The 25,251-nt window shown below is 53.7% G+C and carries 20 protein-coding genes; 7 read left to right on the plus strand and 13 right to left on the minus strand.

Annotated elements, in window-relative coordinates; translation table 11 throughout:
* Nucleotides 1–283 precede the first annotated feature (283 nt).
* The 10 genes from ACO0LM_RS19255 to prpR form a co-directional block, all read right to left on the minus strand.
* Nucleotides 284–1,447: a cyanophycinase gene (locus tag ACO0LM_RS19255; RefSeq protein ID WP_423038996.1), complete on the minus strand. Its 1,164-nt coding sequence runs from the start codon at nt 1,445–1,447 to the stop codon at nt 284–286.
* A 148-nt stretch (nt 1,448–1,595) separates the two neighbouring features.
* Nucleotides 1,596–2,333 (minus strand): AAA family ATPase, encoded by a 738-nt coding sequence (locus tag ACO0LM_RS19260; protein ID WP_423038998.1) that lies wholly within the window; start codon nt 2,331–2,333, stop codon nt 1,596–1,598.
* Between the two features lie 32 nt (nt 2,334–2,365).
* Entirely contained in the window at nt 2,366–3,172 is an 807-nt protein-coding gene (gene phnE / locus ACO0LM_RS19265) for a phosphonate ABC transporter, permease protein PhnE (protein WP_423039000.1), read from the minus strand.
* Nucleotides 3,169–3,933, minus strand: coding sequence for a PhnE/PtxC family ABC transporter permease (locus ACO0LM_RS19270; RefSeq protein WP_423039002.1), 765 nt, complete (start codon nt 3,931–3,933; stop codon nt 3,169–3,171). Before ACO0LM_RS19270 ends, phnE begins: the two co-directional genes overlap by 4 nt.
* An 80-nt stretch (nt 3,934–4,013) precedes the next feature.
* Entirely contained in the window at nt 4,014–4,886 is an 873-nt protein-coding gene (locus tag ACO0LM_RS19275) for a phosphonate ABC transporter ATP-binding protein (protein ID WP_423039004.1), read from the minus strand.
* Nucleotides 4,886–5,767, minus strand: a complete 882-nt coding sequence (locus ACO0LM_RS19280; RefSeq protein WP_423039006.1) for a putative selenate ABC transporter substrate-binding protein — start codon at nt 5,765–5,767, stop codon at nt 4,886–4,888. Before ACO0LM_RS19280 ends, ACO0LM_RS19275 begins: the two co-directional genes overlap by 1 nt.
* Before the next feature lie 97 nt (nt 5,768–5,864).
* Nucleotides 5,865–6,896: a diguanylate cyclase gene (locus ACO0LM_RS19285; protein WP_423039008.1), complete on the minus strand. Its 1,032-nt coding sequence runs from the start codon at nt 6,894–6,896 to the stop codon at nt 5,865–5,867.
* Nucleotides 6,896–7,507 (minus strand): chemotaxis protein CheC, encoded by a 612-nt coding sequence (locus ACO0LM_RS19290; RefSeq protein WP_423039010.1) that lies wholly within the window; start codon nt 7,505–7,507, stop codon nt 6,896–6,898. The genes ACO0LM_RS19285 and ACO0LM_RS19290 overlap by 1 nt, the downstream gene beginning before the upstream one ends.
* Entirely contained in the window at nt 7,504–7,869 is a 366-nt protein-coding gene (locus tag ACO0LM_RS19295; RefSeq protein WP_423039012.1) for a response regulator transcription factor, read from the minus strand. Before ACO0LM_RS19295 ends, ACO0LM_RS19290 begins: the two co-directional genes overlap by 4 nt.
* Before the next feature lie 156 nt (nt 7,870–8,025).
* Nucleotides 8,026–9,615, minus strand: a complete 1,590-nt coding sequence (prpR, locus tag ACO0LM_RS19300; protein ID WP_423039014.1) for a propionate catabolism operon regulatory protein PrpR — start codon at nt 9,613–9,615, stop codon at nt 8,026–8,028.
* A gap of 318 nt (nt 9,616–9,933) precedes the next feature.
* Here prpR and prpB point away from each other — a divergent pair, with 318 nt between their 5' ends.
* From prpB to ACO0LM_RS19330, 6 genes are all read left to right on the plus strand, one after another.
* Nucleotides 9,934–10,824, plus strand: coding sequence for a methylisocitrate lyase (prpB, locus tag ACO0LM_RS19305; protein ID WP_422988128.1), 891 nt, complete (start codon nt 9,934–9,936; stop codon nt 10,822–10,824).
* A gap of 84 nt (nt 10,825–10,908) precedes the next feature.
* A complete protein-coding gene (gene prpC, locus ACO0LM_RS19310) occupies nt 10,909–12,057 on the plus strand; it encodes a bifunctional 2-methylcitrate synthase/citrate synthase (protein ID WP_422988126.1) in 1,149 nt (382 codons plus the stop codon).
* Nucleotides 12,058–12,122: 65 nt separating this feature from the next.
* On the plus strand, nt 12,123–12,596 hold the full coding sequence (locus ACO0LM_RS19315; RefSeq protein WP_423039016.1) for a GNAT family N-acetyltransferase: 474 nt from the start codon (nt 12,123–12,125) through the stop codon (nt 12,594–12,596).
* A gap of 65 nt (nt 12,597–12,661) precedes the next feature.
* On the plus strand, nt 12,662–15,256 hold the full coding sequence (gene acnD / locus ACO0LM_RS19320; RefSeq protein WP_423039018.1) for a Fe/S-dependent 2-methylisocitrate dehydratase AcnD: 2,595 nt from the start codon (nt 12,662–12,664) through the stop codon (nt 15,254–15,256).
* Between the two features lie 80 nt (nt 15,257–15,336).
* Nucleotides 15,337–16,530: a 2-methylaconitate cis-trans isomerase PrpF gene (gene prpF, locus ACO0LM_RS19325; protein ID WP_423039168.1), complete on the plus strand. Its 1,194-nt coding sequence runs from the start codon at nt 15,337–15,339 to the stop codon at nt 16,528–16,530.
* A gap of 94 nt (nt 16,531–16,624) precedes the next feature.
* A complete protein-coding gene (locus ACO0LM_RS19330; protein ID WP_423039170.1) occupies nt 16,625–18,559 on the plus strand; it encodes a propionate--CoA ligase in 1,935 nt (644 codons plus the stop codon).
* A gap of 119 nt (nt 18,560–18,678) precedes the next feature.
* On the opposite strand, the gene ACO0LM_RS19335 is transcribed toward ACO0LM_RS19330, so the two are convergent.
* Entirely contained in the window at nt 18,679–19,563 is an 885-nt protein-coding gene (locus tag ACO0LM_RS19335) for an HDOD domain-containing protein (protein ID WP_423039020.1), read from the minus strand.
* A 304-nt stretch (nt 19,564–19,867) separates the two neighbouring features.
* Nucleotides 19,868–21,742 (minus strand): DUF885 domain-containing protein, encoded by a 1,875-nt coding sequence (locus ACO0LM_RS19340; protein WP_423039022.1) that lies wholly within the window; start codon nt 21,740–21,742, stop codon nt 19,868–19,870.
* 473 nt (nt 21,743–22,215) lie between these two features.
* On the opposite strand from ACO0LM_RS19340, the gene ACO0LM_RS19345 reads away from it, so the two are divergent.
* Entirely contained in the window at nt 22,216–23,307 is a 1,092-nt protein-coding gene (locus tag ACO0LM_RS19345; RefSeq protein ID WP_423039024.1) for a hypothetical protein, read from the plus strand.
* A 97-nt stretch (nt 23,308–23,404) separates the two neighbouring features.
* Here ACO0LM_RS19345 and ACO0LM_RS19350 read toward each other — a convergent pair whose 3' ends face one another.
* Complete coding sequence (locus ACO0LM_RS19350) at nt 23,405–25,132, minus strand: methyl-accepting chemotaxis protein (protein WP_423039026.1); 1,728 nt, start codon at nt 25,130–25,132, stop codon at nt 23,405–23,407.
* Nucleotides 25,133–25,251 lie beyond the last annotated feature (119 nt).

Below are 25,251 nucleotides of genomic sequence, written 5' to 3' on the forward strand. Positions count from 1 at the left end.
AGGATCTGCATTATTTGATGAATGGTAGTCACGCAGCCTGCACCCAATGCGCAAGGGAGAGTCAGTGCTGCAGTTTGATTGTATGTGAAGCTAACACTGCATAGTGTGAAGAATAGGCAAACAAACGACAAATTAGTGCAGGGGTGTTGTTCTGATGCGGCAGTCCGGAAGGTGGGCAACAAAAGGGTGGCAAAAGGGCGGCAAAAGGGCCGACAAAGCGATGCCAACAGGATGGCAGAAGGACGCCACAGATGGTCATCCTTTCCCCCTGTGCGCAAGCGATTTATTTGTATAAGGGTAACTGCATGTTGACCGGTCGTATATCCAGACGCAGCTTCAGTACCGTATACGCCTCGGCACCGGAAGATGCTGAAAAATAGCCCTGGCTTTCTGCCACTTTGCTGAAGCTGAATTCAAAACCCAGCTCAGGCTGCTGATCCAAACCAAAGGCCAGCCCGATGCTGCGTTCCTGTTTGCTGCCGATTAAATGAAACATCAGGTCGGTGACTACGGAATTGGCCAGGATATCGGCATAGAAGTGTCGATCAGTATTGGAGGCATGGGCAGGATCAAGCTTGCCCTGCAGTTTGTCAGCGGACGGTGTCAGTGTCTTGCTGCGCAAATTGAAACGGTCACCCCGGTCCAGATAGCTGATACGGGCATTGCTGATATTAAAATTCTTTTGGCTGCTATCGGTGCTTGCTTCTGTCAGGTCAAACAGGATGGCACCCTTATAGCCGATGACTTCGACTTCAGCCTGGTTGCTGACCACCATGGCCGTATTTTCATCCACCCCCAGGCCCAGCTTGTAATGCTTCTTCAGCATGACCGGCAACATGCGGGCAAAGCGACCCCGGATGATCAGGTGCTGGTCTATGAATACATCGGGGCCGATGAAGCCCAGGCCGTTGGCAATTTCCTTGCCATCAGTGACCCCCTGCTTCAATGTGGGCAGCACGGGTTGGGCATCATAAAACATGGTGGTACTCATGATGGCCGCGCCGGCACTGCTGCCAGCAATCACCCCACCGCGTTGATACAAGGCCCAGATTGCTTCCAGCATGGCGGTCTTGCTACCATCCGGTGTGAGCAGTGCCTGCACGATGCGTGCCTGGTCGCCGCCGGTGAAATACACACCGCTGGCTTGCTTCAATTTATCCAGCCAGGCGGCGTCATTGACGATGTCTTGCGGCTTGACGTGTGGATATTTGACCGACAAGGGAATGACAAAGGCCTGGGCACCGTTCTGGTTCAGTGCGGCGACAGTGGCAGCGGCAGCGCGCTCAGGGTTGCCAGCCGCCGCCGGGATGACTGCAATTTTTGCCCCTTTGCCACCGGCCTGCTGGACAATGCGCTGCCAGACCGCCGCATTATCCATGCGCAAGGCACCGCCTATGATGACGAGTGAACCTAGTGGCGAGGATGCTTCTTCAGCGTGTGCATTCATGGGGTGTAGGCAGAATAGGATAGTCAGGCAGCCCAGCAATGTACTGAGCCGTATTCGAGGGTTGTTGAGAAAATTAATCATAATGCTTATCCGGAAGTTCAGCTTTGTTTTGTGCTATTCGCTAAGATCGACAACAGGTTCCAAGCTGTCATGATGCATCGTCAGCCAGTAATTGTTCCAGCCGCCTGGGGTAATTGTTGAGAAAGTCACGGGTCACTGCAAAGTGTTCTGTGTCTTCATAACTGGTTTCAGTGATACCGCTGCCATCAAACTGGTAAATTTTCGCGTGAGGATAGGACAGCAATATCGGTGAATGGGTGGCGATAATGAATTGTGAGCCATCCTGTACCAGTTGATGTATGGCGCTTAAGGCGGCCAGTTGACGGTTGGGGGACAAGGCCGCTTCGGGTTCATCCATCAGGTACAGGCCATTGCCTTCCAGCTTGTTCAGCAACAATGCCATGAAAGATTCCCCATGCGAGCGTGCATGCAGCGAGCCGCCATAGCTATCTGTATAGGCAAGCTCATCCATGTAGGTGGCGACGTTGAAGAAACTCTCTGCCCGCAAGAAGTAGCCATCACGCGGTTTCTTGAAGCTTTTGGATAAGCGCAGATTCTGATGTAGCGAAGATACTGATTCTGTGGTGCGATACGCGACATTCTTCGTCCCGCCTTCCTGGCCATAGCCCAGCGCCATAGCAATGGCTTCCAGTACCGTCGATTTGCCAGCACCGTTTTCACCGACAAAAAAAGTCACGTCAGCATGAAAGTCCAGCACATCAATTTCCCTGACTGCAGGGATGTGGTAGGGGTAGCTGTCAAAATCAATGACAGCGTCATCGCGTAGGCTGATGCGTTGCAGATAGGGTTTGGCGGACAGGCTCATGGCGTAATTTTATGTCTTATTTAAATTTTTATTTAACGCATCAGCCAGCGTCGCATCGCAAAACTCAGGGCATCCACCATGGCGACCAGTATCAGCATGGCGATAATGACCGTGGCGGCAGTCTGCATCTGGAATAATGATAAATGATACTTCAACATCTGTCCCAGTCCACCGGCACCGACTACGCCGAGTATGGCGGCGGCGCGAATATTATTTTCCCAGCGATACAGGGTATAGGACAGCATTTGCGGCAGGCTTTGTGGCAGCGTGGCATACAGGAAGGCATTGATGGCCGAGGCACCGTTCAGGCGCAAGCTCGATTCTGCCTGCGGTGCGGCGTTTTCCAGTGCTTCGGCAAACAGGCGACCAAGTACGCCGGTGGTATGCGCTGCCAGCGCAATGGTGCCGGCAAATGGCCCCAGCCCAGCAGCAATCAGCATGATGGATGCCCACACCAGTTCGGGGATGGCACGGGCTACATTCAAAAATAATCGCGTACTGCTTTTTGCAAGCTTGCCAAACCGGCCGCTGGCTGGCAGCGCCAGAAACAGACCAAGCATGGCGGCAATCAAGGTGCCAAGTGCCGACATGGCCAGGGTTTCAAAAGATGCCAGGACAGTTTTCCTGAGCAGGGCAGGACTGATATCTGGTGGCGCAAAGCCTTGCAGGAATTCCCAGGTTTTGCTGGCTGAGTCGTCGCTGAACAGGGCACGCCATTCCATGTTCAGACTGACAAAGCTGCCTACGACCAGCAACACTATACCTATACTTAATGCCAGCTTGAGTGGGCTGAACAGCGCAGGGGCGGCAGGCATACTGTCGGTATTCTCTATACTCATGCCAGTGCCTTGCGGAATAATTTACTGGCCAGGTCGGCGATACCCACCAGCAGTACGAAAATGATGAGCATGGTCGATACTTCAGCGCCGGATAACATTTTCATGGATTCATCCATGCGTTGCCCCAGGCCGCCCGCGCCGACAAAACCCATGACGACAGAACCGCGTATCGCGCATTCCCAGCGATAGATGGTGTAGGAAACCAGCTCTGGTGCGGCATTCGGCAAAGCACCGTACAGAAATGCAGTCAGGCGACTGCTGCCGTTTCTGAGCAGGCTGTCGGTGGCGTGGGCGTCATTGGCTTCCAGTATTTCTGCATACACCTTACCCAGCATACCGGCGTAGGTAAGGGCGATGGCAAATACACCGGCAGTCGGCCCCAGCCCGACCAGGCGCACAAACAGCAGCGCCCACACCAGCTCGGGCACGCTGCGCAGGAGTACCAGCTTCCAGCGCACGACCTGGCGTAGCAGTCTGGCCATGCCATGCATGCGCCCGCTGCCCAGGCGTGAAATTGATAAATGTTCATTGACGATCAGGGTCATGGGAATCGCACCCAGCAGTGCCAGCGTCAGGCCCGCAGTAGCAATGGCGATGGTTTGCCAGGTGGCTTCCAGCACGATCAGTAAAAATTCTGTGGAATGGGCAGGTGGAAAAAAGCCGGACAGGAAGCGCCAGGTCGCGCCCAGGCTTTGCGCATCGATCAGTTGCCAGGGCTTGAATTCAGTGATGTACAGCATGGGCCAGAGCAAGGCCAGCATGCATAATGCAAGCGTCACCCGCAGGCGCCATGCGGGATCGTGCTGGATATCTGGATGGCTATCCTGGTGCGTCATTGTGCTTAAAAGCAGCGAGGTGCATCAGCAAAGCCAGACAGGTCTGGCCGGTTCGGTGCCGGTATCTCCACCGGCTGCTGCGGGCTGCCGGCATTACGGTACAGGTCGGCGATCATCTGATCGTCCACCTTGTCACTATCGAACAGGACTTTGCCAGCGCGTAAGCCTATGATGCGGGGGAAGTGCCGGCGGGCCAGCTCCACCTGGTGCAGGCTGCAGATGAGCGTCGCATGACGTTGTTTTGCTTCTTGCTGCAGGGTATGCAGGGTTTGCAGGGCCAGTGTGGGGTCAAGTGCTGACAGGGGTTCGTCCACCAACAAGAGGCTGGCATCGGATAGCAGCAGGCGTGCCAGTCCGCAGCGCTGGCGCTCACCGCCAGACAGTTTATCTACCCTGGCATAGAGCTTGTGTTGTAAATCAAAACGCTGCAAGGCTTGCCAGGCGGCCAGCGGGTCGGTGGGCTTGATCAGATTACGCAGCGCCCGTGCCAGTGTCCAGTGAGGCAGGCGGCCGGCCAGCACTGCGGTAATGACGCGCTGGCGTGCTGGCAGTGGCGGTGTTTGTGGTGCCAGAAACAAATGACGACGCAGGGCATGGCGCGCCGTATGCGACAGCATCCACACATCTTTTCCCATAAACTGGAATTGCCCAGTGGCTGGCTGATGCGCGGCAGCCAGGGTATGCAGCAGGGTGGTTTTGCCGGCACCGGACGGCCCTATGATGGCAATCTGTTCGCCCTGGGCTACCGTCAGGTCAAGATTTTCCAGGATGTATTGCTGCTGTGCTTGCCCGGCCACCGATGCAGTGTGTACCGCACCGGGAAAAGCCACACTCAATTGCTGCAAACGCAGCGCTGTTGCCGACATTGCTGCCGACATTACTTCAGCAGGCCGGCATTATGTGCTGCCGCTTCTATGGCCTTGTAGTTGTCAGCCTTGGTAGGGATGAAGCGTGTCGCACGTTGCAGATCCAGGATTTCCTTGTCTTGTGGATTGGCCGGGTCCAGATTCAGGAAGGCGTCTGTGATCTTCTTGCGCAGGTCGGCAGGCATGTCGGCGCGCACAGACCAGTTATAGTCAAAATAGCCTGGCGTGGTGTAAAACACGTGGACTAGTTTGGTATCGACCTTGCCTTGCGCCAGCAGTTTTTCCCAGACTGAAATATTCAGGGCGCCTGCGTCCACCTTGCCGCCGGATACTGCAGCGACAGTTGCATCATGTGCGCCAGAAAAAGCAATGCGCTTCATGTCGGTGTCAGGATTGATCTTGGCTGCCAGCAAATAAGAGCGCGGCATTAAATGGCCGGATGTGGAAGATTCAGAACCAAAGGTAAAGGTCTTGCCTTTCAGGTCTTCGAGTTTGCTGATGTTTTTATCGGTAGTGATGAATACTGATTTGAATTTTTCATCTTCTTCACGCTGTACCAGCGGTATCACCTGGTCTTTGCTGCGTACTTTGGCTTGCACGAAAGTAAAACCACCAAACCAGACCATGTCGAGTTTTTTATTGATCAGGCCTTCTACCGAAGCCGCGTAATCGGTAACGGGAATGAATTCCACTTTCATGCCCAGTTTTTTTTCCAGCATGGCGCCCAGGGGTTTGAACTTGCGCTGTAATTCTGTCGGCGCTTCATCAGGTATGGCGGATACGCGCAATACCTGTTGTGCATTTGCCAGACCACAAAAAGCCAGCAGACCAGCAGCGATCAGGTGATGGATATGGCGACGTGCAGGAGAGAATGCCGAGAATGATTTACGCATGCCGATACCTTGTATGTGTGTGGTTTGACCGGCAAGGGCCACGCCATGAATTAATAACTAAGAAAAACCAGATGAAAATCAGGCAGGTGCGACAGCATCAGCTGAGCAGGCCTTCGTCATGACTGTCGGCAGACTCAGCAATGCTGGCTGACGGCACATGAAAATCTTGCAGTGGCAAATAATGACTCCGGTTGCGGCCTGTTTTTTTTGCTTCATATAAAGCAGCATCAGCACATTTCAGCAACATATGCTGATCCACATCCGGATGCTTGTGGTAATTGCTGAAACCTATGCTGATACTGACCCGGTCCCCGACGCGCGAATTGATGTGCGGTATATTCAGGTCCCATACGGCGGTACGCAGTTTTTCGGCAAATTGCATGGCCAATTCGGGTGCCATATTCGGCAGCATCAAAATGAATTCTTCGCCACCAAAACGTGCCAGTACATCGGTGGCCCGCAGCAATTGTTTGCGCAATGCGGCTGCGACCTGTATCAATGTCTTGTCACCGGCCACATGACCGTAGCTGTCGTTGTATTCCTTGAAGAAGTCAATATCCAGCATGAAAATGGATAGCGGCACATTGTTGCGCACGGCATGACCCATCGCTATTTTGTAATGTTCGTCAAAGAAGCGGCGGTTATAAATGCCGGTCAGGCTATCGGTGGTGGCTTCGCGCTTGAGTGCTTCGGAATGGGTACGCAGTATTTTTTCGCGTTTGATCGATGTGGATGAGTCGCTGACCTGTATCAGGCATAGCCTGCTGCCATCGTCCGCACTGAGCGGCGTAATGGTGATGGATTGGTGGATGCGCTTTTTTTCATCGTCCTGTTCACTGCGGTCAAACAGCGGCAGGGGGGAGCGATGCAGGGCATTCGACAGGACCACCGGCAGGCCGTAATTCAGGGTATTGCTGATGGCGGTGAGGATGGCGCGGCTGGGCAATTCTTCAAAAGCTTCTGAGATCTGGCGGCCCAGCGCCTGTTCTGCGGCAACGCCGCTATGTCTTTCTATCCAGCCGTTCCACAGACAGATACGCTGTTCTGCATCGACCAATATCAGACCCAGGCTGATGGAGTTCAGGATTTGCTCCACAGCGACAGGGCTGGTGGACAACAACTGCGCCATCAGGTTTCCCCCAGAAAACGATCTATCTGAGTGACCAAATCAGTCAATGAGGTTGAACTGAGCAGGAAAATCAGGTGGCCTTCAGAATGTCTTCTTTCTATGGTCAGGTCTATATGCAGCAGCAAGACATAAGGTTGATCAACGTCATTACTGACGCGTCGGAAAATCTCTTCCGTGGTGGCGACCGAATAATCAGGCAGGGAACAACTGAGCGGGATATTCAGCATATCTGCCATCGCTGAAAGGCAGGCATTGAGTATGATGTTACCCAGCTCGCACATGGCTTCCTGCTCGAACTCTGCCAGGTCTTCTATGCTGATTTGCGAACCCATCATGTCGCGCACAATTTCCAGCGCGTGGGCTTCGGTGAACAAGAGGATGGCGTCAGCTTCAAACGTACCACTAAAGGTCTGGTGGACGGCACCAAACTTGTCGCTTTGCATGCCCATGATGGATACGTCAATTTCAGACGATTTGCGAATTTCTACTGAAGGAACCGAAAGACGGACTTCTTCGCCAACGATGTCACTGAGGCTGGCTGCTGCTCTGCCCGCGCCGACATTAAAAACTTCACTTAGTGCATCAAGATGAAGTTCAGTCAGCGTGTTCATTGACCGCTCGCGAAATAATTAAGGACGATGGTGATCGATTTTTCAGTGACAGGCTTGGCCACGAAAACACTGCCTATGGAATTGGCGCGTGTCTGCATGCTATCTTGCACATTGGCAGAGAAGATGGCAATGCGCAGATGAGGATGCTCTTTCAAAATTTTCTCTGCAGCATCCGTTCCCAGCATGCCAGGCATGTTGATGTCCATGGTGCAATAGTCTGGCTTGTTTTCTTGCACAGATTTCATGGCTTCTTCACCAGTACTGGCTTCGAATATTTCCCACTCAGGCTGGGCTGCCTTCACATGGGCACGTATGACCATGCGTGACACTTTGCTATCATCAACAATTAGTAATTTTTTCATAATATTTTTTTATGCAGGACAAATGCACCCATGGAGTGTGAGTTGCAGCTCAAATTCATTTTACCTTACCGTGCCGGAAATTGAGTGGTCAAGATGTTCAATATATGTGCCCCTGGCGCTATTTGCACAGCTTATTTGGTGTCTTGGCTGCCATTCTCAATTTTTCAGTCGCCGCCACAAGGTGGTCCTGCTGATACCCAGGTAATCTGCCACTGCTTCCCGGTTGTTGTCGAATTTTTGCATGATCTGTTCCAGCGATTCTTCGCTGGCTGGCGCTGTCGTTTCTTCCATCTGGACAGCGGTTATCACCAGCTCAGGCAAGGTTTTTGCGACAAAGCCCGGCGTCAGTGCCTGTAAGGGTTCTGCTGCCAAAAACAAGGCCAGGCGTTCCATCAGATTGCGTAGTTCTCTTACATTGCCTGGCCATGCATAATGTTGGAGCAAAGAACCACAAGAGCTTATTTCTGCATGCAGATTGGCATGCGGGCGTGTGCCCATACCAGCCAGGGCATGCTTCAGGAACCATTCTGCAAGAGGAAGCAGATCGTCCGTTCTTTCCCGCAGGGTGGGTAAATGTAGTCGCAATACCGCCAGGCGAAAATACAGGTCAGCGCGAAACTTTCCTTCCTTGATGCGGTCTTCCAGATTGCAATGGGTGGCGCTGATGATGCGTACATCCACCGGAATAGGGCGCATGCTGCCAACGCGTATCACTTCACGTTCTTCCAGCACCCGCAATAGCCGGGTTTGCAAGCCCAGGGGCATTTCACCAATTTCATCCAGAAACACGGTGCCGCGATGGGCGGTTTCAAACAGGCCGGCATGACCACCCCGTTTTGATCCGGTAAATGCACCTTCTTCATAGCCGAATAATTCGGATTCCAGCAGGCTTTCGGCGATGGCACCACAATTGACGGCAACAAAGGGCTGGCGCGCCCTGGTACTTTCACGGTGCAGGGCCTGGGCCGCCAGTTCCTTGCCGGTGCCGGTTTCGCCTTGTAGCAGCACGGTAGCGGGGGATCGGGCGAACAGGGCGATCGATTTACGTGTCGCCTGCATGATGGCCGAATCACCCCGCAAATCATTCAGGTTGTGGCGCGCGCGCAGCGCATCCGCCGCTGGATGCTGGCGACCGCGGGCAGATTCCAGCCGCGTCAGGCGGGCGATTTCCAGTGCATCGTCAAACGCCTGCCGTATCGACCCCGCCGAATACATGAAGATGCCCGTCAGGCCGGCTTCCTCTGCCAGGTCTGTGATCAGGCCGGCGCCGACAATGGCCTTGATGCCACTGGCTTTCAGTTCACTGATCTGGGCGCGCGCATCTTCTTCGGTGACGTAGGTACGTTGTTCCAGCGGGAAGCCGAAGGTGGTTTTAAAATCCGCCAGTTCTGGCATGGTTTCCTGGTAATTGATCAGGCCGATGGCGGGCGACACCTTGCGCGCTCTGGCCAGTGCCTGCATGACATCAAAGCCGCTGGCCTTGGCGATGACGACCGGTACCGGCAGGCGGTTTTTCAGGTAAGCACCGTTTGAGCCGGCGGCAATGACGGCATCACATCTTTCTGTTTGCAGGCGTTCTTTCAGGTATTGCGCCGCTTCTTCAAAACCCATGTGTATGGGTTCGATATCGGCGCGCCCATCATATTCAACCATGATGTCGCGAAACATGTCGAACAGGCGGGAAATGGATACGGTCCAGATCACGGGTTTATCGCTGTTGTCGCGCGGCGGTGTAGGGTGTTTCATTGTGCTTGTGTCTGGCCGGATGTTTGGTGCCTGGCCACGGATCGTCCCGGGGCTTGTTTCATTGGGTGTTTCAAGGCATGTTTCAATTAATGTTTCAGTGTTTGTTTCAATGTTGTTTCAAATTTGTATTTGAAACGTCATTATGCGCCGCATTACCTATTGAACTCAAGTTCTGCTTCACATTTTTTTCCTGGTAAGTAGTTGATTTGCATGTATTTTCGTCGGTGTTTCAGCTTCTTTGCGCTGTCTGTGGCCAGAGGTGGCATGCCGATTGCAATACGCTTGCCAGAATCTGTTCATTAACCTGAAAGCATACACATGAGTACATACTCCGCAGGTGCCGCCTTCCGCAAGGCGATGCAGGAAGAATCCCCTCTGCAAGTGGTGGGGGCTATCAATGCCAATCATGCCTTGCTGGCAAAACGTGCCGGTTTCAAGGCGATTTATTTGTCCGGTGGCGGCGTTGCTGCCGGTTCCCTGGGTTTGCCTGATCTGGGTATTTCCAATCTCGACGATGTATTGACTGACGTACGCCGCATCACCGATGTCTGCGACCTGCCTTTGCTGGTAGATGTGGATACCGGTTTTGGCGCTTCTGCCTTCAATGTGGCACGCACCGTCAAATCCATGATCAAGTTTGGCGCTGCGGCCATGCATATTGAAGACCAGGTGGGGGCCAAGCGCTGCGGTCACCGCCCGGGCAAAGAGATCGTCAGCAAGCAGGAAATGGTAGACAGGGTCAAGGCAGCAGTGGATGCCCGTACCGATGACAACTTCGTCATCATGGCCCGTACCGATGCGCTGGCCGTTGAAGGTCTGGACGCTGCCATCGAGCGTGCCTTGGCATGCGTGGAAGCGGGGGCTGACATGATTTTCCCGGAAGCGATCACCGAACTGTCCATGTACAAGCAGTTTGCGAGCGCTGTCAAAGTGCCTATCCTGGCGAATATCACTGAATTTGGTGCCACCCCATTATTTTCTGTCGAAGAACTGGCTGCCGTGGATGTGGGCCTGGTCCTGTACCCCTTGTCGGCTTTCCGTGCCATGAACAAGGCAGCAGAAAACGTGTATGGCGCAATACGCCGTGACGGTACGCAAAAGAACGTAGTCGACACCATGCAGACCCGCATGGAATTGTATGAGCGCATCAACTACCACGATTTCGAACAAAAGCTGGATGCTCTTTTCGCACAGCAAAAGGCCAAATAATACGTATATAGTCCGTTCCCTTATTGTGCTGCATCAAGTCAGCAAATGGGAATGGCACTTCTAATGAACAATGGAGAAAAAATCATGACTGAAGCAGTTCCTTTCAAACCCAAGAAATCGGTTGCCCTGTCTGGTGTGACGGCTGGTAACACGGCCCTGTGTACCGTGGGCAAAACCGGCAACGACCTGCATTATCGTGGTTACGATATTCTGGATGTGGCCGACGCCTGCGAGTTTGAAGAAATTGCCCATTTGCTGGTGCATGGCAAATTGCCGACTGCGGCTGAATTGCGTGCCTACAAAGCCAAGCTGAAAGCGCTGCGCGGTTTGCCAGCAAATCTGAAAGCGGCACTGGAATGGTTGCCGGCTTCATCGCACCCCATGGATGTAATGCGTACCGGCGTATCCGTACTTGGTTGCGTGCTGCCAGAAAAAGATGACCACAATACTCCGGGTGCGCGTGATATTGCCGACCGTCTGATGGCTTCGCTGGGGTCCATGCTGCTGTACTGGTACCACTATAGCCACAATGGTAAGCGCATAGAGACAGAAACCGATGACGATTCCATAGGCGGCCATTTCCTGCATTTGCTGCATGGTGAAAAACCAGGTGAGTTGTGGGAAAAAGCCATGCATACGTCCCTGATCCTGTATGCGGAGCATGAATTCAATGCCTCCACCTTTGCTGGCCGGGTAGTAGCTGGCACAGGCTCTGATATGTATTCTGCCATTACTGGCGCGATAGGTGCCTTGCGTGGTCCGAAACACGGCGGTGCGAATGAAGTCGCATTTGAAATCCAGAAACGTTACGACAATCCTGACGAAGCAGAAGCCGATATCAAGAAACGTGTGGAAAACAAGGAAGTGGTGATCGGCTTCGGTCACCCTGTGTACACGATTTCTGATCCGCGCAACAAGGTCATCAAGGAAGTGGCACGCAATCTGTCCAAGGATGTCGGTGCGATGAAAATGTTTGATATCGCCGAACGTCTGGAAACAGTGATGTGGGATATCAAAAAGATGTTCCCCAATCTTGACTGGTTCTCTGCCGTGTCCTATCACATGATGGGGGTGCCGACTGCCATGTTCACACCGCTGTTCGTGATTGCCCGTACCTCGGGCTGGGCGGCACACATCATTGAACAACGTATCGATAACAAGATCATTCGTCCTAGTGCCAATTATGTTGGCCCTGAAGATCTGAAGTTTGTTCCTCTGAATAAACGCAAATAAGAAACATACACAAGAAACACAAATAAGACAGACAAATAAGACACACAATTAAGCAGAGTTGCACTATGAAAGTCCAGGCTGACCTATCAACACTAAGTACCAGGCGCGCAGTGAAGCAGGATTTGCCGCGCCTGCTTGAATTGATCGCCGATGATGATCTGGGCAAGAATCGCGAAGGCGTGGGATCGGATGACCCATGCTATAGCGATGCCTTTGACCGCATAGACAAAGATGATAACCAGTTTTTGATGGTCGGTGTCATGGATGGCAAAATCATCGCCATGCTGCAACTGACTTTTATCCCCGGCCTGAGCAGGAAAGGGGCTACCCGCGCCATGATAGAAAGCGTGCGGGTGGATAGCTATCTGCGCGGGCAGGGTATAGGTCACTGGATCATAGAGCAAGCGATACAAGTCGCGCGTGAGCGTGCTTGCACGCTGGTGCAACTGACCAGTGATAAAAAACGCATACAGGCCCACCGGTTTTATGGAAGCATGGGTTTTACAGCTTCACATGAAGGCTTCAAATTGCAGCTCTGAACTTGCCGTGATAGCCGACTGGATCAGTCCGAACTCCGAATACTAATATTGAAACATAGCGAGCCATGAATACTCAATTCCGCAAGCCACTACCCGGCACTACTCTGGATTACTTCGATACGCGTGCAGCCGTCGATGCAATTGTTGCAGGTGCCTATGACAAGCTGCCTTATACCTCGCGCGTACTGGCAGAAAATCTGGTGCGTCGTTGCGACCCGGCAACGCTGACTGATTCCCTGCGGCAGTTCATAGAACGCAAGCGTGACCTGGATTTTCCCTGGTTCCCGGCCCGTGTGGTATGCCATGACATCCTGGGACAGACTGCACTGGTGGACCTGGCGGGTTTGCGCGATGCGATTGCGCTGCAAGGTGGTGACCCGGCACTGGTCAACCCGGTCGTACCTACGCAACTGGTGGTTGATCATTCACTGGCAGTCGAGTGCGGTGGTTTTGATCCGGATGCTTTCGATAAAAATCGTGCGATTGAAGACAGGCGCAATGAAGACAGGTTTGACTTCATCAACTGGACCAAGAAGGCATTCAAGAATGTCGATGTGATCCCGCCAGGCAATGGTATCTTGCACCAGATTAATCTGGAACGCATGTCGCCCGTAGTACAGGTCACAGACGGCGTTGCTTACCCGGATACCCTGGTCGGCACCGACAGCCATACCCCCATGGTGGATGCGCTGGGTGTGATCGCGATTGGTGTTGGCGGCCTGGAAGCCGAAAGCGTCATGCTGGGCCGTGCGTCGTGGATGCGTTTGCCAGACATCATTGGCGTTGAACTGAGCGGCAAGCCACAGGAAGGTATCACAGCGACCGACACGGTACTGGCATTGACAGAATTCTTGCGCAATCAAAAAGTCGTCTCGTCCTACCTGGAATTTTATGGCGAAGGCGCATCCCACCTGACCCTGGGTGACCGCGCAACGATAGCAAATATGGCACCGGAATTCGGTTCTACTGCCGCCATGTTTTACATCGACGAACAAACCATCAAATACCTGAAACTCACAGGCCGTGACGATGAACTGGTCAAGCTGGTAGAAACCTATGCCAAAGAAACCGGCTTGTGGGCTGATACGCTGAAGAATGCGGAATATGAACGTGTACTGAAATTTGATTTGTCTTCCGTCGTGCGTAATATCGCTGGCCCGTCGAATCCGCACAAGCGCGTGCCCACCTCGGAACTGGCAGCGCGCGGCATCAGCGGCACGGTTGAAAACGAACCAGGATTGATGCCGGATGGTGCCGTCATCATCGCTGCCATCACCAGTTGCACCAACACCAATAATCCACGCAATATGGTGGCCGCCGGTTTGCTGGCCCGGAATGCGAACAGGCTGGGCCTGACCCGCAAGCCCTGGGTCAAGAGTTCACTCGCCCCTGGCTCCAAGGCCGTGACCCTGTATCTGGAAGAAGCCAAATTGCTGCCTGAACTGGAACAGCTTGGTTTCGGCGTAGTGGCCTATGCCTGCACATCCTGCAATGGCATGTCGGGTGCGCTTGACCCTGTCATCCAGAAAGAAATCATAGAGCGTGATCTGTATGCAACGGCAGTGCTGTCGGGTAACCGCAATTTTGATGGCCGTATCCATCCTTATGCACAACAAGCCTTCCTCGCTTCGCCGCCGCTGGTGGTGGCGTATGCCATCGCTGGCACTATCCGTTTTGATATCGAGAAAGATGTGCTGGGCCTGGATGCAGCGGGCAAACCAGTGACACTGAAAGACATCTGGCCGACGGACGCAGAAATTGATGCCGTGGTGGCAGCCAGCGTCAAGCCTGAACAATTCCGCAAAGTCTACATCCCCATGTTTGCCAAACAGGCAGATGATGGAGAGAAAGTCAGCCCCCTGTATGACTGGCGTCCACAAACCACCTACATCCGCCGCCCACCATATTGGGAAGGCGCCCTGGCAGGTGCACGCAGCATGAAGGGCATGCGTGCGCTGGCAGTATTGGGCGACAACATCACGACTGACCATCTGTCACCGTCGAATGCCATCATGCTCGATAGTGCCGCCGGTGAATACCTGGCCAAGATGGGTTTGCCGGAAGAAGATTTCAATTCTTACGCCACCCACCGTGGTGATCACCTGACAGCGCAACGTGCGACCTTCGCCAACCCCACACTGAAAAATGAAATGGTCGTGGTGGATGGCAAGGTCAAAGCAGGCTCACTGACCCGCATCGAACCCGAAGGCAAAATCACCCGCATGTGGGAAGCCATAGAAACCTATATGGAACGCAAGCAGCCGCTGATCGTGATAGCCGGTGCTGATTATGGCCAGGGTTCTTCGCGTGACTGGGCCGCCAAGGGTGTACGTCTGGCCGGCGTGGAAGTGATTGTTGCTGAAGGTTTTGAGCGCATACACAGGACTAACCTGGTGGGCATGGGTGTCTTGCCGCTGGAATTCCAGCCCGGTATCAACCGCCTGACGCTGAACATCGATGGAACAGAAACCTTTGATGTCATTGGTGAGCGCACGCCACGTACCACGCTGACCCTGATCATCAACCGTAAAAATGGCGAATCTGTGGCCGTGCCTGTGATCTGCCGTCTGGACACGGCAGAAGAAGTGTCGATTTACGAAGCTGGCGGTGTCTTGCAGCGTTTTGCGCAAGACTTTCTGGAGTCTGCCAAGGCGGCATAAGTTCTGCTGACACGAATGCTTGCAAGCGTTCCTTTTGACGGGGAGCGCGGTACATGAATCAAATTTTAAAGAGTAAATACATGGCCCATCTTCCACAGATAAAAATCCCGGCGACGTATATGCGCGGCGGCACCAGCAAGGGCGTGTTTTTTCGCCTGCAGGATTTGCCTGTGTCAGCACAGCAGCCCGGTGCAGCACGGGATGCCTTGCTGCTGCGCGTGATCGGTAGCCCCGACCCGTATGGCAAACAGATTGATGGTATGGGTGGTGCCACATCCAGCACCAGCAAGACTGTCATCCTGTCCCAAAGCAGCAAGCCAGATCATGATGTTGATTACCTGTTTGGTCAGGTATCGATAGACAAGGCATTCGTCGACTGGAGCGGTAATTGCGGCAACCTGTCTGCTGCAGTTGGTGCCTTCGCCATCAGCGCCGGACTGGTCGGGGCCGACCGTATCCCGCAAAACGGCATGGCCACCATACGCGTCTGGCAAGCGAATATCAGCAAGACCATCATCGCGCATGTGCCTATGACAGATGGGGCAGTGCAGGAAACCGGTGATTTTGAACTGGATGGCGTGACCTTTCCGGCGGCTGAAGTGCAACTGGAATTCATGGACCCGGCGGCGGATGAAGACGGCGCAGGGGGTTCCATGTTCCCGACCGGTAATCTGGTCGATGATCTGGACGTGCCGGGAATGGGAACGCTGAAGGCAACCATGATCAATGCCGGTATCCCTACCATTTTTGTGAATGCAGACGCGATAGGCTATACCGGCACCGAATTGCAGGACGCCATCAATAGCGATGCCAGGGCCCTGACCATGTTTGAAACCATACGTGCCCATGGCGCATTGCGCATGGGCCTGATCAAGGATATCAGCGAAGCAGCGCAACGTCAGCACACGCCCAAGGTGGCGTTTGTTGCCAGGCCTGTCGATTATGTGTCATCCAGCGGCAAGCAGGTAAAGAGCACGGATGTGGATTTGCTGGTGCGTGCACTGTCCATGGGTAAGCTACATCATGCCATGATGGGTACGGCAGCCGTGGCGATAGGCACAGCCGCCGCCGTCCCGGGCACACTCGTGAACCTGGCTGCGGGTGGCGGTGCGCGTACTGCCGTGCGTTTTGGACATCCGTCCGGCACTTTGCGGGTAGGGGCCGAGGCAACGCAGGTCAATGGCGAATGGAGCGTCACCAAGGCCATCATGAGCCGCAGCGCACGTGTTCTCATGGAAGGTTGGGTACGCGTACCAGCAACTGAGACTAACTGAAAAATTTCGGATTTGATTAGCTTTATGCACGTCAAAGTGCAGGCATGGCCTCGCGCCGGCGTTGTTGTTCAAGAATAAAAATAAATGTCCGGCGCTGCGGTGGCAGGTAAAAACAGTTTGTGATACCGAAGGAGACAGCATGACTTACGCAGCGTTTTATCAGGAATCAATACAGGACCCGCAAGGGTTTTGGGCGAAAGAATCCCAGTTGATAGACTGGCACAAGCCTTATGAGCGGGTGCTGGATCACAGCAAGCCACCATTTGCAAAATGGTATGTCGGTGGCGAAACCAATCTCTGCTACAACGCGGTGGACCGCTGGTTAGGCACTCAGGCAGAGCAGCCTGCGCTGATTGCGATTTCTACCGAAACCAATAGCGAAAAAACCTATAGCTTTGCAGAACTGCACGCCGAGGTGCAACGCATGGCTGCCATCATGCTGGGACTGGGTGTGAAGCAGGGTGACAGGGTATTGATCTACATGCCAATGATCGCCGAAGCCGCCTTTGCCATGCTGGCTTGCGCCCGTATCGGTGCCGTGCATTCCGTGGTGTTTGGTGGCTTTGCCTCAAAAAGCCTGGGTACGCGGATTGATGATGCCAAGCCTGTGCTGGTGGTGTCGGCAGATGCCGGTATGCGTGGCGGCAAGGCCGTGCCCTACAAACCCTTACTGGATGAAGCGATCACATTGGCCGAACACAAACCGTCACATGTCTTGCTGGTGAACCGTGGCTTGGATGCCATGCAACTGGTGGCAGGGCGTGATGTTGATTATGCGACGGCCAGGGCGCAACATCTGGCAGCGCAAGTGCCTGTCACCTGGCTGGATTCAAATGCCATGTCCTATGTCTTGTACACGTCCGGCACGACTGGCAAGCCCAAGGGCGTGCAGCGCGATGTCGGCGGTTATGCAGTGGCACTGGCTTCGTCGATGAAACATATTTTCTGCGGCAAGCCGGGGGAAACCTATTTTGCCACTTCAGACATAGGCTGGGTGGTCGGGCATTCCTACATCGTCTATGGCCCACTGATCGCCGGCATGGCCACCATCATGTACGAGGGCACGCCGATACGCCCGGATGCGGGCATCTGGTGGAGCATCGTTGAAAAATACAAGGTCACGCGCATGTTTTCAGCACCGACAGCGGTGCGGGTATTGAAGAAGCATCCGCCTGAGCTGATGCGCAAATACGATTTGTCGTCATTGAAAGCTTTGTATCTGGCTGGCGAACCTCTGGATGAAACCACATCCAGCTGGATCGCCAGTGAGCTGGGCGTACCCATCATCGACAATTACTGGCAGACCGAAACCGGCTGGCCCATCTTGTCGGTCGCTCGCGGCATAGAACAAACTGCGACCCGTCTGGGTAGCCCCGGCATCGCCATGTATGGTTATGACGTGCGCATCATCAATGAAAACACGGGTGCGGAATGTGGTGTCAATGAAAAAGGTGTGGTCGCCATCAAGGGGCCTTTGCCGCCCGGGTGCATGCAGACCGTGTATGGGGATGACCAGCGCTTCGTACAAACTTACTGGGCCAACTTTGCGCACGAGCAGTTGTATTCGACGTTTGACTGGGGCATCCGGGATGCCGATGGCTATTATTTTATCCTGGGCCGTACCGATGATGTCATCAACGTCGCCGGACACCGTCTGGGTACGCGCGAGATAGAAGAAAGCATTTCCAGCCATCCGCAAATTTCAGAGGTGGCAGTAGTGGGTGTGGAAGACAAACTCAAAGGTCAGGTGGCGGTCGCTTTTGCCATACTCAAACATCCTGAACTGGCCGCAACGCCAGAACAAAAGCGCGCCCTGGAAGGAGAAGTGATGGCTGTGGTAGACAAGCAACTGGGTGGTGTTGCGCGACCAGCGCGTGTGCATTTTGTCAGCATGCTGCCGAAGACCCGGTCCGGCAAATTATTACGTCGCTCGATACAGGCGATCTGTGAAGGGCGTGATGCCGGGGATTTGACGACGATAGAAGATCCATCGTCCTTGCAGCAAATTATGGCTGCGCTGAAAGCCTGAGGTGGACTTGACGTGGGCTTGATGTGAGCTTGATGCAGGGCTTGATGTGGGTCTGATGTGCTAACAAATAAAAAAGGGAAGGAGCAATGGCTACCTTCCCTTTTTTTGTGAGGCCTGGTTCAGACCAGCAGGGCGGCGGCCAGGGTTTTGACTTCTTCTTCCGATTCCTCAAGTATGCTGTTGAGCGTGCCGTCACCGACGACGAAATCAATTTCGGATGAACATTGCTCGGATTCTTCGGCGTAAGAATGAATGTCCATCGGTGAATGCGTGGTGGCCAGTTCGTTTGCCAGCAACAGGGTGTCACCCAGGGTTTCTGGCGGCATGGCACGCAAGCCAAACCACAGGGCTTGTACGGCTTCTACCACTGCCTGCGGCAGTTTCAGGCTTTGTATCACGGCAGAGCCGATTTGGGTTTCGGACGATTCACGGTCAATGATGGTATCCGAGAAGGATGGTAAATCATCGGCGCTGGAATCGGGGGCAGGCAGATCGCGTTCTATCAGCGATGGATATTCATCCACCCGTGACAGCAGGTAAAAATTACCCACTTCATGCACAATGCCGGCAAACATGGCGGTGTCAGGATCGAGCTTGGTAATGCGACGGGCAATCACCTGAGACAGGGCGGCGACCTGGGCAGTGTGTTCCCACAGTTTGCTGGTCATGGCCTGCAATTGTTTGTTCTTGCTGGTGCCCGCCAGTTGTCGTACCACCAGTGAGGCCACCACCGCCCGCAAGGTACGAAACCCCAGCCGGTTGATGGCCGCCTTGACATTGGTGACATCGTTGCCGCGGCTATAGGCGGCAGAATTGGCAATGGCCACCATCCTGGCGGCTAGAAAGGGTTCGTTCAGTACCAGTTTGGTGGCCGTATCAATACTGCAATCCGGGTCATCCAGTGTTTGTTGAAGCTTGAGAGAAGCCGCCACATTCGTCGGGAACACCAGTTCTCCGCGTTGCGCTTGTTCGGCTATGCTGTTGAGTGCATCGATTTTATTCATCACAGATGTCTTTTGCACAAATTAAACAAACATGAGAGTAGGCATACCTGCTGCCCATCCAGACAGGGAGATACGGCGTTGCAGCCGCTTTTGAGTTTGTCCCCACGTATCATAACAAGAATGAATTGATCAGGACTTACACAAAATTGTCCCATCCAGGAGCAGCGACGAAGGCAGTACGAACGTACTGTTAGCCTCTGCAACGCAGATGGGGCGGTTTTTGTAAGTCCTGTTTATTTCATTTCATTCTGCTTCAGATAGTGTTGCAGGTCAATCAAGCGATGCAAAATAAGTCAAATCTGCATCAATTTGTCTTTTGGCTGGCTATCCATTTGTCCACCTTGGCTTCCAGTAAGGCCAGCGGCAGCGTGCCGTCACTGAGAACGACGTCATGGAACTGTCGCAAATCGAAGCGTGCACCGAGGGCGGCGCTGGCTCTGTGGCGCAGTTCCACGATTTTCAGTGAACCTATCTTGTAACTCAGCGCCTGACCTGGCCAGGCCATATAACGTTCGGTCGCCTGACGTGAGGCGGCTTCGCTATAACCCAGGGTCGCCTGTTGGTATTCAATGGCTTGTTCACGCGTCCAGCCCTTGGAATGCAGGCCGGTATCCACCACCAGACGGGTGGCGCGCAAGAGTTCATCGGTCAGGTGACCCAGGTAGGCATTCGGGTCATTTTCAAACAAGCCCATCTCCTTGCCCAGGGTTTCGGCATACAGGGCCCAGCCTTCGGTGTAGGCATTATTGCCGCCAAACTTGCGGAACTTGGGGATGTCCAGTTCTTGTGATCTTGCTAAGTGAAAGTGGTGACCAGGCTGACCTTCATGCAGGTACAGGGTGGTCATGCCGGTCGTACTGTAATCGGCCGGATTATTGATGACCGCCCAGAAAACACCCGGACGGGAACCATCAAATGCAGGTTGGGTGTAATGGTCGGACGCAGTCTGGCGGCTGATTTCAGGTTCGGCGCGAATATCCAGTGGTGCCTTGGGCATCTTGTCAAACAGGGCGGGCAATTTGGCTTTGACCAGCTTTTCTATCTGGCGATACCCATCCAGCACCTCTGCCTCGGTCTTGTAGGGACGATACTGGGGTTGGGTGTCGATCCAGGCAGGCAAACCAACCGGGTCGCCCTGGTAGCCGAGCTTTGGTCCCAGGGCAACAAATTCGCTTTGTATGCGCACCACTTCTTTCAGGCCCAGGGCGTGGATTTGTTCCGGCGTCATATCGGTCGTGGTCTGGTCCTTGACCCAGGCGCGATACCAGGCATCGCCATTGGGCAGGGCGCTCCAGCCACTGCTGGCGCGGCTGCCCGCCAGGTAATCAGTGGACAGGAATTGATTGAACTGGCGCAATGCCGGCAATATCTTGCTGCTGAGTGCGACGCGGTATTGCCTGGTCAGGCTTTGTTTGTCTGCCGCTGAAAAGTTAGCAGGGAAATTCTTGATGGGGGCGTAATAGGCATGATCGTCGACTTTGTCTACCGCCAATTGTGCAAATTGCGGCAGGGCAGAGACCACCAGTGCCTTGGGCAATACGATGCCGCGTTGCATGCCTTCACGCATATTGCTGGTGGCCTGTGTCAGCCATAGTGGCAATTGCTGCAGGCGGTGCAGGAAGATCCGGTATTGCGTGACGGTTTTCAGTGGCTGGGCACTTTGGCCAGAGGCAAATTGCGCCAGTGTGACGGGCAGGCTGTCCATTTGATTCAGTGGCAATAACTGATTATCAAACTTGCTGATAGCGAGATTGGCATGGATTTCAAAATCCAGGCAGTCATAGGTGACCGCATCGGTTGCGGTCAGCGCATGGCGATTGATCCTGGCCAACTGGCTGGCAACATCTTGCCACATGGCGACCTGTTTGGCCTTGACGGCAGGCGCAATGGTCATAGGCAGCTCGTCGTCAAAGCGGGTGTCACCATTGTAGGACGCCCCTATGGGCTCAAAGGCCGCCTGCTTGTTGTAATACTGTTCAGCCAGTGCATTAAGTTGCCTGCTGGCTTCGGCACTGACCTTTGCACTGACTTTTGCACCCGTTACAATTAGTTCTGACCTGGCTTGTGGCCCGGGCATCGTGGCTGCGCTTGCCAGCAGGTTGACGGAACTCAGCAAGCTGGCAGAAAGCAGGACGCGGTGGATGCGACGCATGCTGATTGTGGAGCGCAATGTGCTCATGTGAACTTTCCGTAAAAAATAATTAAAAAATAATTTGCAAGCTTAGCAGAACTCATTTCAACAATGTTATTGCAGGCCCCTACCTATGTCATTCGTCCCACTTATTGTTGAAATGAATACTGCACAAATTTCATTGCCGCTGATGCATGGCGCGTTGATAGACTATGCAATCTGCCAGAGGTTCCATCAGGCTTGGGAACAAAGCCGACTTTTCTTTGCATTCTTCTATAAAGCTTTTTGAACTTTGACCGTTAGATGATGTGATCACGCACATTTCGTCTGGATGCTCATCAGTTCAAAATTGGCGTGCTGACAGAACTGGCATCAGGCATGCACGTCATGCGTGGTCGCGTCCCTGCATGGAATAAGGGCTGCGATGGCAGGCTGTTGCGTATTCAAAAGAAACGCGACAGAAATAGTTTGCCGCTGCGAGTTCGCTCTAGTGGTTTTTTAGTGCAAGGCGGGAGCGCATCGTGAAAATTGTTTCCTCTGACATATCCCTGTCATCCAATCATGCTGCCAGCAGTACGTTGGAAACCCAGGAAAAGCTGCGCGCCTGGATAGGTAACACGCGCCCCGATTTTGAAGGGCGCAATACGGCCTTGCCGGCAAATTTGCAGAATGCCTCCAGCAACGTGCAAATTTCTGATGCTGCACGTGCTGTACAGGCTGCGGCGCCAGGTTCGACGGCTCAGGCCGATGCAGTGCAACAGGCCACTGATGAGGCCGACAATGATCCGCGCATACGCCTGATCAGATACATCATCGAACTGATGACCGGCAAAAAAATCAATACCTTAAGCAGCGCTGATGTGCAGCCCAGTGCCACAACAAGCACAACAAGCACGGCTCCACCTGCAACTGCTGCGGCAGCGGCCCCGCCGGCACCCAGCAAGGCAGGCTGGGGTGTTGAAGTGGATACGCACGAATCCTATACCGAAACCGAGCAGACTTCCTTCCAGGCCAGCGGCAAAATCGTCACTGCCGACAACAAGGAAATCAGTTTCGATCTGTCCTTTGAACTCAGTCGTAATTATCACGAAGAGAGTGATACCCATGTCCGTCTTGGCGATGCCAAAAAAGTGGACCCTCTGGTCATCAATTTCGCAGGTAATTCTGCCCAACTGACATCACAGAAATTTGCCTTTGATCTCAATGGTGACGGGACCAAAGAAAATATCTCGTTTGTCCAGGGTGCAGGTTTTCTGGCACTGGATAAAAACAATGACGGCAAGATCAACAATGGGACTGAATTATTTGGCCCCGGTACCGGCAACGGTTTTTCTGAACTGGCCGCCTACGACAGCGATGGTAATCACTGGATCGATGAAAATGATGCGGTCTACCAGAAACTGAAAGTGTGGACCAAGGATGGTGCCGGCCATGACCAGTTGCAGACACTGAAACAGGCAAATGTCGGTGCTCTGTATCTGGGCAATGCCAGTACCCAGTTTTCCCTGAACAATGCGCAAAATCAGTCGGATGGACAAATCCGTTCTTCCGGCGTGTGGCTGAGTGAAGACGGCAAGGCGCATAGCCTGCAACAGGTGGATTTGTCGGTATGAAAGGTTTGAAGGGTATAAAGGGGATAAAGGGTTTGAATCTCCAATTAAAAACAGCTCCGGACAGGGAGCTGTTTTTACATGTGTGTTGCGGGTTTTTTTAAAATTCTTCCCAGTCTGCATTTGCACCCGTGGTCGGTTTTTCTACGGCGGATTGCTTCATTGCCGGCTTGACTGAAGCGGCAGATTTGCCGGGTGTCTTGCCTAACTTCAATGGCGCATGGGCTGGTTTGCTGGCAGTACGTGGCTTGCTGACGGCAGCCGGTACCGGGGTTTTTTGTGCGATATCCAGTTTGAATACACTGACTGCCTGCGCCAGTGCGCCGGCCTGTTCCTGCATGCTTTCGGCTGCGGCAGATGCCTGTTCAACCAGTGCGGCATTTTGCGTCGTCATTTCATCCATGCGGGAAATGGCCAGATTGACCTGTTCTATGCCTGCACTTTGTTCCTGGCTGGCAGCAGTGATTTCACTCATGATATCGGCCACATGCTTGACCGAGGTCACGATTTCATCCATGGTCATACCGGCTTCATCGACCAGTTTGTTACCCAGGTTGACCTTTTCTACCGAATCATCGATCAGGGTCTTGATCTCTTTGGCGGCACTGGCGCTACGCTGTGCCAGGTTCCTGACTTCGGCGGCCACCACGGCAAAACCGCGTCCCTGTTCCCCGGCACGTGCCGCTTCGACAGCGGCATTCAGGGCCAGGATATTGGTCTGGAAGGCAATGCCGTCAATCACGCCGATAATGTCGACGATCTTGCCCGAGCTATCCTTGATCGAGCCCATGGTGTTGACCACCTGGCCAACGATATGTCCACCCTTGGTGGCGACTTCGGACGCCGATATCGCCAGTTGATTGGCCTGGCGGGCGTTGTCGGCATTTTGCTTGACGGTCGATGTCAGCTCTTCCATCGAAGACGCTGTTTCTTCCAGTGAGTTGGCCTGTGATTCGGTGCGGCCCGACAGGTCGGCATTGCCGGAGGCAATTTCGCTGGAGGCGGAGGAAATCATCTCGGTACTGTTGTGGACCTGACTGATGGTCATCACCAGACTATTGTTCATGTCGGCCAGGGCGCTCAGCAATTGCCCGGTTTCATCGCGGGAACGGACTTCTATCTTCCCGGTCAGGTCGCCGTTGGCCACGCGGGTGGCGACTTTGACGGCAGCATCCAGCGGGCGGGTGATCGAGCGTGCAATCCAGGTGGCAACGGCGGCACTCAGGATGAGGGCGATAATCCCCAGGACTATCATCAGGTTGCGCGAGAACATGATGATATTCTTGATTTCTTCGCCATTCGTTGCCATGTCGGATTTTTGAAGCTCGGCCAGGGTATGGATGTCGGCCAGCGATTGTTTCAGGGCAGGGAAGGTGGTCTTGCCCATCATCGTCACCGCTTCATCTTTTTGATCCAGTTCTATCAGGTCCCCGGTTTTGCTGAAGGCCGTGACGAACACCGCATTGGAGGCGATCAGTTTGTCAACGGCATCTTTCTCTTTCGGTGATTGTGCCAGCTTCTTGAGGGTGTCCAGCAAAGCAGTGATTTTCTTTTTGTTGGCATCGATGGCGCCATATTGCACGGTGCGTGCGTTTTGATCCGGTGTGATGAACAGTTCCAGGGTCCGGCTGCTGTTTTCCTGGATGATGGCAGAAATTTCCAGCGCACTGGTGACGCCGACGGCATCGTTTTCCAGTATTTGCTTGTTACGCGTGGCAATTTCATTGAGCCGGACGACGCTGATACTGACCATCAGCAGCATGGTCAGCAAGGTCAGGCCAAAACCAAAACTAAGACGTACCCTGATTTTGAGATTGCTGAAATTCATGATAGGGATTCCTATATAAAACAGTGGGTTAGGAAGCTAGTGGACTGTAACAATTGAAAACAGAGTGCCTTCCGCTTGCGCGACGACCATGGCTGCGTTGCAAATGCTCGCGATAGTTC

The organism is Undibacterium sp. Di26W (assembly GCF_049340265.1).
Lineage (GTDB): Bacteria > Pseudomonadota > Gammaproteobacteria > Burkholderiales > Burkholderiaceae_D > Undibacterium.

Coding starts and splice junctions, on each gene's coding strand:
- prpR (WP_423039014.1), bottom strand. CDS start 9,615: ATGAAACACCCTACACCGCCGCGCGACAACAGCGATAAACCCGTGATC.
- ACO0LM_RS19290 (WP_423039010.1), bottom strand. CDS start 7,507: ATGAACACGCTGACTGAACTTCATCTTGATGCACTAAGTGAAGTTTTT.
- ACO0LM_RS19280 (WP_423039006.1), bottom strand. CDS start 5,767: ATGCGTAAATCATTCTCGGCATTCTCTCCTGCACGTCGCCATATCCAT.
- ACO0LM_RS19270 (WP_423039002.1), bottom strand. CDS start 3,933: ATGCTGGCCTTGCTCTGGCCCATGCTGTACATCACTGAATTCAAGCCC.
- ACO0LM_RS19350 (WP_423039026.1), bottom strand. CDS start 25,132: ATGAATTTCAGCAATCTCAAAATCAGGGTACGTCTTAGTTTTGGTTTT.
- ACO0LM_RS19275 (WP_423039004.1), bottom strand. CDS start 4,886: ATGTCGGCAGCAATGTCGGCAACAGCGCTGCGTTTGCAGCAATTGAGT.
- ACO0LM_RS19285 (WP_423039008.1), bottom strand. CDS start 6,896: ATGGCGCAGTTGTTGTCCACCAGCCCTGTCGCTGTGGAGCAAATCCTG.
- prpC (WP_422988126.1), top strand. CDS start 10,909: ATGACTGAAGCAGTTCCTTTCAAACCCAAGAAATCGGTTGCCCTGTCT.
- phnE (WP_423039000.1), bottom strand. CDS start 3,172: ATGAGTATAGAGAATACCGACAGTATGCCTGCCGCCCCTGCGCTGTTC.
- prpF (WP_423039168.1), top strand. CDS start 15,337: ATGGCCCATCTTCCACAGATAAAAATCCCGGCGACGTATATGCGCGGC.
- ACO0LM_RS19295 (WP_423039012.1), bottom strand. CDS start 7,869: ATGAAAAAATTACTAATTGTTGATGATAGCAAAGTGTCACGCATGGTC.
- ACO0LM_RS19315 (WP_423039016.1), top strand. CDS start 12,123: ATGAAAGTCCAGGCTGACCTATCAACACTAAGTACCAGGCGCGCAGTG.
- acnD (WP_423039018.1), top strand. CDS start 12,662: ATGAATACTCAATTCCGCAAGCCACTACCCGGCACTACTCTGGATTAC.
- ACO0LM_RS19340 (WP_423039022.1), bottom strand. CDS start 21,742: ATGAGCACATTGCGCTCCACAATCAGCATGCGTCGCATCCACCGCGTC.
- ACO0LM_RS19335 (WP_423039020.1), bottom strand. CDS start 19,563: ATGAATAAAATCGATGCACTCAACAGCATAGCCGAACAAGCGCAACGC.
- ACO0LM_RS19260 (WP_423038998.1), bottom strand. CDS start 2,333: ATGAGCCTGTCCGCCAAACCCTATCTGCAACGCATCAGCCTACGCGAT.
- prpB (WP_422988128.1), top strand. CDS start 9,934: ATGAGTACATACTCCGCAGGTGCCGCCTTCCGCAAGGCGATGCAGGAA.
- ACO0LM_RS19255 (WP_423038996.1), bottom strand. CDS start 1,447: ATGAATGCACACGCTGAAGAAGCATCCTCGCCACTAGGTTCACTCGTC.